The following is a 12066-nucleotide window of genomic DNA, read 5'->3' on the forward strand; positions in this document are numbered from 1 at the left end:
AATTGTAAACGCAACAACCTTATCAACAGGTACTTACACAATTACGGTTACTAATTCGACTAACTGTTCAAGTACAGCAACCGTTGCAGTAATAGTAAATGCCATTCCAACAGCAACGGCAAGTAGTAGCATGCCAGTTGTTTGTGCAGGGAATAATATTTCTCTTACGGGTGGAGGAATTGGTACGTATGCTTGGGCGGGACCAAATGGTTATTCATCAACGGCTCAAAGTCCAACGATAAGCAACGCAACTATTTCAGCAACAGGTACTTATACGATTACAGTAACGAATACCAGTAGTTGTACAAGCACGGCGACGGTTGCAGTAACAGTGAATGCAGTACCAACGGCAACCGCCAGTAATAACTCACCAGTTTGTGCAGGAAATTCAGTTGCTCTCACAGGTGGAGGAATTGGAACTTACCTGTGGACAGGACCAAGTGGCTATTCATCAACCGCACAAAGTCCAACGATTGCCAATGCAACCATCTTATCCTCAGGAGTTTACAGAATAACCGTAACCAATGCTAATAACTGTACTTCAACCGCTACGACTTCGGTGACGGTGAATCCATTGCCAGTAGTAGATACAGGTGCTAATCAAACCATTTGCGAAGGCTCAACGGCATCTTTAACGGCAACTTGTAATTTGCTAACCTTTAACACCACCCTCAGTGGCGCTTCAGAAGTACCAGCTAATGCTTCAACTGCAACGGGTAATGTTTCTGGAACATACGATAAGGTTACCAAACAATTATTATTGACTTTCACTTTCAATGGATTAACCGCTAATGCCTCGGCTGCCCATCTTCACAAAGGGGCAGTTGGCGTAAATGGCCCCGTTCAGATTGGTTTCTCAGGCGTTCCATCAGCAACTTCGGGTAGTTTCACTTATATAGGAACGCTGACCACGACCCAAGAAACGGATTTATTGGCGGGACTTTATTACGCCAATATTCATAACGCCAGTTTCCCAGGTGGCGAAATCAGAGGACAATTAAGTACGGCTTGTGTGGCCAATAATTTTGTCTGGAATCCAGGTAATTTATCAGGACAAACGGTAACGGTTTCACCAAGTGCAGCACAGCTTTATACAATAACGGCAAGTAATACTGCCACAGGATGTTCAACCACGGCAACGACCACAGTCAATGTTGATCCAAGACCAGTACCAACCATTGGCAGTAACACTCCCGTTTGTGCAGGGAATACTTTGAACCTAAATGCTGGCGGTGGAACTTCTTACGCATGGAGTGGACCAAATACATTCACTGCAACAGATACAAATCCAAGTATTGCCAGTGTAACACTTTTAGCAACAGGAACTTATACGGTAACTGTTACCAATGTAAATGGTTGTACAAATACGGCAACAACGGCAGTAGTCATCAATTCACTTCCAACGGCAACTGCCAGCAATAACTCACCCATTTGTTCGGGAACTACTTTGAATCTTACAGGCGGAGGCGTTGGTTCTTATTTATGGAGTGGACCAAATACGTTCACTTCAATGGCACAAAGTCCAAGTATTCTATTATCAACAACTTCAATATCAGGGACTTATACAATTTTGGTAACTAATGTGAACGGTTGTACGAGTACAGCAACGACTTCCGTAAACGTTAATCCAGTCGTGACAATTCCAACGCCACAGGCAAATACCCAAATCATCTTTGGAGCAAGTATCACGCTCACGGCAACGGGTTGTTCGGGCGTGAATGATGTGTTGAAATGGTATCAAACTTCCGATAATGCTTTGGCAGTTATACCCGTTTCACCCACGGCAACGACCAATTATTACGCAAAATGTGAAACGACTTTGAACGGAATTACTTGTATTTCTGGAAATTCTACGGATATTACTGTAACAGTGTTATCTCCAAACCCTCCAGTGGCAACGGGAGCTACTAATTGTCTGGGAACAGCCACGACTTTAACGGCCACGGGTTGTTCAGGTGCAGTCGGAACGTTTGTTTTAAAATGGTATCAAAATGCCGATAATGTCTTGGTAACCATGCCCGTTTCACCTTTGGTTTCCACCGATTATTACGCCAAATGTGAACAGACTTTCAATTCCGTAACCGCTGTGAGTGCCAAATCTAACGTGGTAACTTTGACCATTCTCAATCCACCAACGCCTGTGGCAACGGGTGGAATAATTTATAGTGGTCAATCTATTACTTTAACCTCCACGGGTTGCACGGGAACTCTCGGAACATTTACCTTACGATGGTATCAAACTTCGGATAATGGCTCCGTGACCATGCCCGTTTCGCCAACCGTTACGACCCAATATTATACTAAATGTGAGCAAACAGCCAATACCATTACTTGTCTGTCAGCTAAAAGTAATGACGTAACCCTAACGGTGGTGAACCGAATATTTGTCGATATTACTAAAATTGCCGCTCCTATTCAAAATGGTAATTCGTGGGCAACGGCTTACGGTAATCTCCAAACGGGATTGGCTGCTGCAACGACTGGCGTGGAAGTTTGGGTGGCTAAGGGAACTTACAAACCCACTAATACTTCCGACAGAACCGTCTCTTTTAACATTCCAAACGATGTGCTTGTGTACGGAGGATTCTTGGGAACGGAGGATAATTTGATTGACCGTAATTTCAGAACTAATATCTCCATTTTGAGTGGCGATATTGGAGGCCAAAAATTAGCGAGTGATAATTCCTATCACGTGGTCGTGATGAATGGTTTGAGTTCTTCAACCGTTTTGGACGGCTTTACCATTTCGGATGGATACGCCAACTTTGACCCTAACCGAACTTTTTTTGCCCCTAATACACTCGCTCCCACAACTACTACCATTGAAACGGGAGGTGGTATTGTGGTGAAAAATGCGGGAAGTCCGATGATTGTCAATTGTACCGTGACCAATAATGCCGCTGTAACCGGAGGAGGGATTTATGCGGGTGATGCCAGCAAGCCTACCATTAGGTTCTGTAAATTCATGGGGAATCAGGCGGGTTTTGGCTCAGGATTATATTTCCAAGATGGCAGCCATGGAAAAATTGACAACACCTTGATTGCAGGTAATAAAGGCATTGGGGGTATTTATAACAATAACTCAAATCCGATGTTTACGAATACCACATTGGCGGGAAATGGCGGATATAATGGGGGTATTTTCAATGCTTCTTCGCAACCCATAGTTAAGAATTCAATCATTTGGGGCAATACACTCCCTTTCAATGATACCCAATCAATCATCACCTATTCAACCATTCAAGGTGGATATGCAGGGGTTGGCAACTTATCGATGGATCCAAAATTTGTCAACTTAACGCCCGATGGTTTATCACCAAATATTACAGGAGACTATCATTTACAAGCATCTTCTTTGGCAATTGACCGAGGAGACAATGGTGCTATTACCTTAACGGACAAAGACTTGGATGATAATTTGAGAAGATTTTCGGGCGGAAGAGTCGATATGGGAGCCTACGAATTCCAAGCAACATCCACCGCAACGTTGGTCATTAGTGTTGCCACGGGTAATTGGGAATCCAACTCGACTTGGGACATTGGCAGAATACCACAATTGGGTGATTATGTCATTATTGACAACAGTCATGTCATAACCCTTAATACTACGGGAGTCGTTAAAAACTTGGAATATCGAGGTACGGGACAACTTAAACTAAACACAACAACCAGTAAATTAGAAATCGGTTTTTAACTATTATTTACTTATCTCTTCAACATTATTTCTATGAAAACATATCAGCAAAAAGGTAACGAGTCTCTGCTAATTATTAATCAGAAAACATTGAAGAAAATATTACTTCAAAATGTCGTTCTATTAAAAAGTGATGTAAACTATACCACTTTTTACCTGCAACATGGTAAAGAAAAAGTGGTGGCTCATACCTTGAAATTCTTTGAAAATTATCTGGAAACTCGTGGTTTTCTTAGGGTTCACCGTTCTTTTATGATTAATCCAAATTTTGTAAAAGAATACAATAAAGAACAAGAGTATGTGACGATGGAAAACGGTCATAAAGCAACCATTTCCAGAAGACGGAAATCTATGGTAGAAAATCTAAAAAACTGATACCATATTTAAGGATGCGTATTTTAGGGCAGGCCTCGATTTAGTCGAGGCCTGCCTTTTATTTAGTATGTATCCTACTGGAATAGATTATTTAGCAGAATCACAGGTAGGAGAATTTCCATTAGGGAATGCTTAATTATTTTGATTAGGTTTGACACTTTTTCTGTATATTACCTGTCAAATCATTTATCAAACTAAAAATCCCACAATTAATATGAAAAAATTTATGCTATTAATGGCATTCATTGGGTTTCTTTCATCAAACTCAAATGGACAAAATTCAACGGCTCTGAAAGCCAAAATTGCTCAAAAAGCCGAAATACTCGAAGCAAAAGTAATCGCTTGGCGAAGAGACTTTCACCAAAATCCAGAGTTGGGAAATCGTGAATTCAAAACAGCCGAAAAAATTGCAAATCATCTTAAATCATTAGGGATTGAAGTACAAACTGGCGTTGGTAAAACTGGCGTTGTCGGAATCTTAAAAGGTGGAAAACCCGGCCCAGTAGTAGCACTTCGGGCGGATATGGACGGTTTACCGGTAAAAGAGAGGGTTGAAGTTCCGTTTGCTTCTAAGGCAGTAGGCGAATATAACGGGCAACCCGTAAGCGTAATGCACGCCTGCGGACACGATACGCACGTGGCAATTTTGATGGGTACTGCCGAGATTTTGGTAGGAATGCAAAAGGATTTGAAAGGTACAGTAAAATTCATCTTCCAACCAGCGGAAGAAGGAGCTCCCGAAGGCGAAGAAGGTGGTGCCGCTTTGATGATAAAAGAGGGAGTATTAGAAAATCCAAAAGTAGACGTCATCTTTGGTTTACACATTAATGCACAAACTGAAATTGGGAAAATTAAATACCGTCCTGGTGGTACAATGGCCAGTTCAGACTGGTTCAAAATCAAAATTAAAGGAAAACAATCTCATGGTGCATATCCGTGGGCAAGTGTTGACCCTATCGTAACGGCATCGCAAGTAATCATGGGATTGCAAACCATTGTGAGTAGAAATGTCCCTGTTACCGAATCTGCTGCGGTAGTTACCGTTGGGCAGATTAACGGCGGTGTGAGAAGTAATATCATTCCCGAAGAAGTTAATATGAATGGTACAATCCGTACCTTAGACCCTGTTGTTCAAGATATGATTCATGCTCGTATTGCTCAAATTGCCACTAATATTGCTCAAAGTGCAGGAGCTACTGCGGAAGTAAAAATCACTAAAATGTGTCCTATAACTTTCAATGATGCCGCTTTGACTGATAAAATGATACCTACTTTGGAAGGTATTGCGGGCAAAGAAAATGTATCCATCACTCCTGCGGTTACGGGTGCGGAAGACTTCGCTTTTTATCAACAAAAAGTACCAGGCTTATTTTTCTTTTTGGGTGGCGCTCCTAAAGGGAAATTAGAAAGTCAAACTGCTCCCCATCACACACCTGATTTCTACATCGACGAAGGTGGTTTCGTATTGGGCATGAAATCAATGGCAAGTTTAGTAGTTGATTATATGGAAGCTGGAAATGCTAAGTAATTTTCAGCAGGCAGCTTGCAGAAATAGATAACAAAAATAGGAAGGTTTCAACTGAATGAAAACCTTCCTATTTTTTTATAAATCAAAAGCAGTTTTTGACTGCCAACTGCTTACTGAAAAACTAATAACTATCTTCTTCTTTTCTTACGTTTCACCCGGGGAGCAGGCGAATTTGAATTACTGGCTACTGCATCCGAGCTTCTGATTTGTTTAATCCTTTCTTCCAAATCAACAATTACACGAGCCGACATTTCTCTGCTTGCATCATTTGCTTCATTCAAAGATTTGTAAGCCGCTTGCAATTTATCATAATCCGACCCCAACTCACCATATTTTTTACTCAAAGACTCAAAGTTATCCTTTCCATCCTCTTGACATTTCACGTAGTCTTCATTCTTTCTCTTGAATTGGCTTTCCATACTGAAACGGTAACTACTTAATTCAGCATTTTCTTGACGTTCTTTCTGAACTTGAGCTTCCAATCTACGAGCTTGGTCTTGAAGGTCAGTAATTTGTTTTGTATCTTGGCAGCTGGTCAGAAACACAAATATTGTTATTGACAAAAGTGTGGAAATCTTTCTCATAAAATATAAATATTATGGGGTTATCTTATTTTTCTTCTAATTTATTAATTTATTTGTAGAAATCAAAATTACGCCTCTTTTTCCTTTATCACCATATTTTGTTTTGGTTAATTCAATTTCCATCACTTCTAATTTATCAATTTCTTCGGGTTTTACGTACTTAGGTAAATATCCAGCATCTGTTATTTTTCCGTTAATTATGAACAAAGCATTCGTTGGAAAATAAACGAAGTTGTACATTTTTTTACTAATCAAGCAGGTTTATCCATTTTCTCAAAGTTAATTTCAATATCTTCTTTTTGAACAATAGATTATATTATCAAAAAATTAAATTTATCTATAATTTTCATTTCGAGATGATTAACTAAATTTCATCTTCTTCCAACGACCTATCTTCAAAGTTTAGAATTGAATACATCAGCACATCATTTCAGTTGTAGTTTGTAGCAACCAATATGCCATTTATTTTATCAAATGGACATTCTCAATGGATAATTTTTGCGTTTATTCTAATTCATTAATTATGTTACCCATACAAAAATATTTAGGAAATTTTAACAAATTTTTAGGGATAATGGATTCATAATTGTCGTAATTTTAGGGCAATATTTCCTCTTAACAAACCGTTATTATTAATTGTAAAATCTACTTAAACGACAAACTCCCTTTTCGGGCCTCGAATATGAAACGAAATGTACTTTTTGGCATTTTTTTGAGTGGTTTTTCATTAACTACTCTCGCACAATCGTCTGATATTCAGAAGCCTTTCACGATTACGCCCAATATTTCCATCCAAAACTTTGATTGGTTTGAACGCTCTACTGTGGGTAAAGCAGGACTTCAAATACAATTTCAACCAACCAAAAAATTAAACTTAACCATTAATGGAAGTGTGTTTAATAGTTTAGGGAATAGTACAAATTTGAATAGTGATGCTTCAGCAGTAAATACGGCTGACAACGATTTAAAAAATGGAGCCGCTTTTGGTCCAACTGGAATATCAGGTACGGGTAGTGCTGGAATGCCAAAAACGAGTTATCAAGGTGCTTTTGTCAATATTGATGCGGGGATTCCCATAAAATTAGGAGATAGTTCGAGAACAATTATTGAACCTTTTGTGAGTATCGAAGGGAAAATTTGGAGTCGTTCAGCCGATTATGGAACGGAGGGAAATCCCTTAATTTATGAGGAGAAATACAAGTTTTTGTCGCCCGCTTTGGGAGCGAAATTGAGTTATAATACCAAATCAAAAGTCAAATTAAGCCTTAGAATATCAGCGAGTTATCCTATTATTTCAAAATTAAAAACGGATTCAAAAAACCTGGCAAATTCCAATGCAGAAATTGATTTAACCAAGTGGCTTTCACCGTCCGTTGAGTTGGGCGTGAGGGTTAAAAAAGTAACCCTAAAACTCCGCTACGAAAGAATCAATATTGGAACGGCTGATTCAATCAGAGGTTGTTCACCTAATGTCAATGTAACGGGGCTTTCTATTGGATATGATTTTTAAGCAAAAAATAGCATTTTCAATTTAAAAATCTTTTCTATAAAGCCTACGTTCCCTATATATCTATGTGTTTGCACCTTTAATCGCCTCATAATCAGTTTTTAAACGTCCAACTTCACGAGCCAAAAAGGTTTGTAATTGTAGATTAAATTCATGTTGCTCTTCTTTATTCAAAGAGGCATAAAAATCCTTTAATTCTTGATTAATGGCAGCTCGTTCTTCGCCAGAAGATGCGTTGATAGAACGTGTATGATATTTTTTGAAGTTGAAATCCATGTTATTAAAATTTAAGACCACAAAGTTAATTCACTTTGTCGTAACTTTGCACCTTAATTTTAAAAGAGATAGTCTATTTCATCACGAAAAGCTCATGTCTCATCGTTCAAAGCTCACAGCTTTTTCAAATGAAAACTAAAACACAATTAAAAAATAAAGTCAATATCGTTACCCTTGGGTGTAGCAAAAACTTGGTGGATTCGGAAGTAATTTATACCCAACTGAAAGGCAACGGTATGAATGTGAGCCACGAATCTAAGAAGGATGATTCTAATATTGTTATCGTAAACACCTGTGGTTTTATTGATAATGCCAAACAAGAATCGATTGATACTATTCTCCGATACGTGGATGCCAAAGAAGCAGGTATGATTGACAAATTATACGTAACTGGCTGTCTTTCACATCGTTATAAAGATGAATTAGAAGCTGAAATTCCTTTGGTAGATGCTTTTTTTGGTACAAATGAATTGCCAAGATTGTTAAAAACCCTCAAAGCAGATTACAAACATGAGTTGATGGGTGAACGTCTTTTAACCACGCCAACGCACTACGCTTACCTAAAAATTGCCGAAGGTTGCGACCGTCCTTGTTCATTCTGTGCTATTCCATTGATGCGTGGTGGACACGTTTCGAGAACGATTGAAGACTTGGTTGTTGAAGCAAAATCGTTGGTGAGAAGAGGAACAAAGGAATTAATTTTAATTGCCCAAGATTTAACTTATTACGGTTTAGATATTTATAAAAAACGTAATCTTTCTGAATTATTAGAACATTTTTCGGATATTGAAGGCTTGGATTGGATTCGTTTGCAATATGCCTATCCAGCGGGATTTCCGATGGATGTTTTGGACGTAATGAACTCAAAACCAAATATTTGCAAATATTTAGATATGCCTTTGCAAAGTGGTTCAACGGAAATTTTGAAAAAAATGCGTCGTGGAATTACCCGTGAGAAAACCGAAGATTTAATCAACGCCATTCGTGATAAAGTGCCTGAAATAGCTTTGAGAACAACACTAATTGCGGGACATCCAGGGGAAACCGAAGCGGATTATGAGGAAACTTATCGCTTTGTAGAAAAAATGCGTTTCGACCGTTTGGGCGTTTTCACGTACTCGCACGAAGACCAAACCCATTCTCATTCTTTTGAAGACGATGTGCCAACCGAAGTGAAACAAGAGCGTGCCGATGAAATTATGGCTTTGCAACAGGATATTTCGATGGAGTTGAACCAAGCAAAAATTGGTAATACTTATAAAGTTTTATTTGATAGAAAAGAGGGAGGAAATTTTATTGGAAGAACACAATTTGATTCGCCCGAAGTTGACAACGAAGTACTTATTCCAGCAAAGCAATTTGTAAGATTAGGAGATTTTGCTAATGTAAAAATCAATAAAGCCGAAGAATTTGATTTGTACGGCGACTTAGTTTTGTAGTAATCTAACTTGCTATCAATCAGTAAATTATAATAGATTCAAACATAAACTAATTCCTAACGGATACTTAGATAACATTAGTCTATTTAAGATTCAATGTTAAAATCCTTACAGAAATCATTTCTATAAGGATTTTTCTTTTAGTGTAACTTTCTTTGGTTTTTAATGGTTATCAATAGATATGAATCTTCAAATAAACATTCTAAACAGAAAATCATGCACGCAAATCTCGGAATTCCTCACCCACATTTACAAGCCGTTGCCCTTGAATTAAATAAATTATTAGCTGATGAATTTGTGCTTTACGCCAAAACTCGTAATTATCACTGGAATGTGGAAGGCAGTAATTTTATGGAAATACACAAATTATACGAAGGTCAGTATGAACAATTAGACGAAATTATTGACAATGTTGCCGAGCGTATCCGTACTTTAGGGCATTATGCAGAAGCCCGTTTAAAGGATTATACTCGTTTAACCAATTTGGAAGAGCAAGAATATACTACAGAACAAAAGGCTCAATTACAGAATCTTTTAGCAGACCACGAAACGATTATCAAGGAATTAAGAAGAATGGCAACACTGTTTGCTGATGAACATAAAGACCTCGGAAGTAGCGATTTTGTAACGGGCTTGATGCAAGAACATGAGAAAATAGCTTGGTTTATTCGATCATATTTAAAATAAAAACTAATCCAAAAGCGCTACAGAAATAATTTCTGTAGCGCTTTTTAAATTTATTCAGTATAATTACGCTTCCATTTTAGCAACAATTTCCTCAGAAATACCTACTGAACAGAATCCTCCGTCGTGAAAAAGGTTTTGCATCGTTACTTTTTTCGTCAAATCCGAAAATAAAGTAATTACATAGTCCGCACATTCATCCGCCGAAGCATTTCCTAATGGCGACATTTGATTAGCATATTCATAAAACGCATTAAAACCAGAAATCCCCGTTCCTGCTGATGTTTTCGTAGGCGATTGCGAGACAGTATTTACTCTCGTTCCATTTTTCTTGCCATATACGTATCCATACGAACGAGCAATTGATTCTAACATCGCTTTTGCTTGTGCCATATCCGTATAATCAGGAAATGAACGCTGAGCCGCAATGTATGATAAAGCCACTACCGAACCTTGCTCATTTATTGCGTCCATTTTATCGGCAACTTGCAACATTTTGTGAAAAGAAAGAGCCGAAACATCCAATGATTTCAAGAACCATTCGTAGTTCAAATCACCGTAAGGGCGTTTTTTGCGAATATTAGCACTCATTCCGATTGAATGCAGAACGAAGTCAATTTTACCACCCAATGCCTCCATCGAACCTTCATAAAGTTTCTCTAAATCCTCGACTGATGTTGCATCGGCAGGGATAATTTTTGCTTCACATTCTTCGGCTAATGTATTGATTTCGCCTAAACGCATCGCAATTGGTGCATTTGTTAGCGTAAAAATTGCCCCCTCCTGTTTGGCACGTTGAGCCACTTTCCAAGCGATTGAATTAGAGTCTAATGCTCCCGAGATGATTCCTCTTTTTCCTTTTAAAAGTCCGTATGACATGATTTTATTGTGGATTTTCGACGAAAGCCGTCATTTTTTTATCAAGATTTGTTTACAAAAGTACGGAGTTTTTACAAGAAAAAAACAAAAAAGTCGCTCAGTGAAAATCTCGAATGTTTTTTTCGATTGTCCCATGATAGAAACAAACTAACCTTTTTGGATTTCGAGACTCACATCACGCAGCACAAAAGCACGGTTGGCACCCGAATTATACCATCGGAAAATGTTTTTGAGTTGTAGCATATTGTTTTATATATTATACCAAATAATTTATCCAATGCTGTGCCAAAAATATAAAGCATTGATTTATAGCTATTTGCAGATATTTATACTTTAAAAACTGTTTATTTTTGATAAAATTCTGTTCGATAATGGAAAAGTTAATAACCTCAAATCAATTTCTGTCTAACAAAATTGACTTCTTCTCGTACGTCAACTTCATGAGCAATCGTTATCAAATCTCCCAACAATTTCTTCAAAAAAACCTGATGACTTTCGGATTTTTCGTTGAAAGCACGATGATTTAAAGAAGCTTGAATTGATGCCCATTCTTGGGTAAAATCTTTCAAGTTCTCGTCAAAATAAGTTTCCATAAATTTTTCAAAAATATATTGCTCCGCTACTTCATTTGGATGAATTAAATCTGATTTGTAGAAACGATAATCACGTAAATCATCCATCATGATTTCGTAAGATGGAAAGTATTCAACGTCTTCATAATCAGTAGTTAAATAGTGGCAAGCCGCTCTAAGAATAGATTTCGAAACCTGATTTTCGGCAACGCCATCTTTGGTGTGTCGCACGGGTGAAACCGTTAAAATTATCTTCAAATCTGGATTAATTTCTTTCAATCCTGCGTGAAAAATTGCAAAGGATTTACAAATATCTTTCACGCTCAAAAGGGCTTTTTCAAACAAACTATTGGGCAATTTATGACAATTAGCTACGTAAATTTGTGGGTTCAGCAATTTGTAAACAAAGGCAGTTCCAAAAGTAATGATGAGATGATTTGTGGTAGGAAGTTGACAATTAACAGCAAAAATGGTTTGGTTAATTTGCTCTTTTAAATTTTCCTTTGAATTACTGATAAATTGAGAATG

Annotated in this window: 11 protein-coding genes; 6 read left to right on the forward strand and 5 right to left on the reverse strand. The window is 37.9% G+C overall.

The annotated features are described in order from the left end of the window. From AC1W31_RS19015 to AC1W31_RS19025, 3 genes are all read left to right on the forward strand, one after another. Window positions 1–3694, forward strand: a 3694-nt coding sequence (locus AC1W31_RS19015) for a CHRD domain-containing protein (protein ID WP_481736075.1), incomplete at its 5' end; no start/stop codon positions are given. A gap of 33 nt (window positions 3695–3727) precedes the next feature. Beyond that, a complete protein-coding gene (locus AC1W31_RS19020; RefSeq protein WP_481736076.1) occupies window positions 3728–4069 on the forward strand; it encodes a LytR/AlgR family response regulator transcription factor in 342 nt (113 codons plus the stop codon). Window positions 4070–4283: 214 nt separating this feature from the next. Next, on the forward strand, window positions 4284–5597 hold the full coding sequence (locus AC1W31_RS19025; RefSeq protein WP_481736077.1) for an amidohydrolase: 1314 nt from the start codon (window positions 4284–4286) through the stop codon (window positions 5595–5597). Between the two features lie 128 nt (window positions 5598–5725). Here AC1W31_RS19025 and AC1W31_RS19030 read toward each other — a convergent pair whose 3' ends face one another. Then, window positions 5726–6181 (reverse strand): hypothetical protein, encoded by a 456-nt coding sequence (locus AC1W31_RS19030; protein WP_481736078.1) that lies wholly within the window; start codon window positions 6179–6181, stop codon window positions 5726–5728. 36 nt (window positions 6182–6217) lie between these two features. Next, window positions 6218–6421, reverse strand: coding sequence for a hypothetical protein (locus AC1W31_RS19035; protein ID WP_481736079.1), 204 nt, complete (start codon window positions 6419–6421; stop codon window positions 6218–6220). 442 nt (window positions 6422–6863) lie between these two features. Between AC1W31_RS19035 and AC1W31_RS19040 the strand changes: the two genes are divergently transcribed. Continuing rightward, the gene (locus tag AC1W31_RS19040; RefSeq protein ID WP_481736080.1) at window positions 6864–7691 is read left to right on the forward strand and encodes a hypothetical protein; all 828 of its coding nucleotides are present in this window, start codon (window positions 6864–6866) and stop codon (window positions 7689–7691) included. 60 nt (window positions 7692–7751) lie between these two features. Here the strand turns inward: AC1W31_RS19040 and AC1W31_RS19045 are convergent, their stop codons facing one another. Further along, window positions 7752–7964, reverse strand: a complete 213-nt coding sequence (locus AC1W31_RS19045) for a hypothetical protein (protein WP_481736081.1) — start codon at window positions 7962–7964, stop codon at window positions 7752–7754. Between the two features lie 128 nt (window positions 7965–8092). On the opposite strand from AC1W31_RS19045, the gene rimO reads away from it, so the two are divergent. Both rimO and AC1W31_RS19055 read left to right on the forward strand, forming a co-directional pair. After that, entirely contained in the window at window positions 8093–9403 is a 1311-nt protein-coding gene (gene rimO, locus AC1W31_RS19050) for a 30S ribosomal protein S12 methylthiotransferase RimO (protein ID WP_481736082.1), read from the forward strand. Window positions 9404–9619: 216 nt separating this feature from the next. Continuing rightward, entirely contained in the window at window positions 9620–10090 is a 471-nt protein-coding gene (locus AC1W31_RS19055; protein WP_481736083.1) for a Dps family protein, read from the forward strand. 63 nt (window positions 10091–10153) lie between these two features. Here the strand turns inward: AC1W31_RS19055 and AC1W31_RS19060 are convergent, their stop codons facing one another. Together AC1W31_RS19060 and AC1W31_RS19065 are read right to left on the reverse strand one after the other, a co-directional pair. After that, window positions 10154–10966 carry an enoyl-ACP reductase FabI gene (locus AC1W31_RS19060; RefSeq protein WP_481736084.1) on the reverse strand — a complete coding sequence of 271 codons (813 nt, stop codon included), beginning with the start codon at window positions 10964–10966 and terminating at the stop codon, window positions 10154–10156. Between the two features lie 389 nt (window positions 10967–11355). Then, window positions 11356–12066: GSCFA domain-containing protein (locus AC1W31_RS19065; RefSeq protein WP_481736085.1), on the reverse strand; the 711-nt coding region annotated here is incomplete at its 5' end.

Source organism: Arcicella sp., assembly GCF_964672035.1.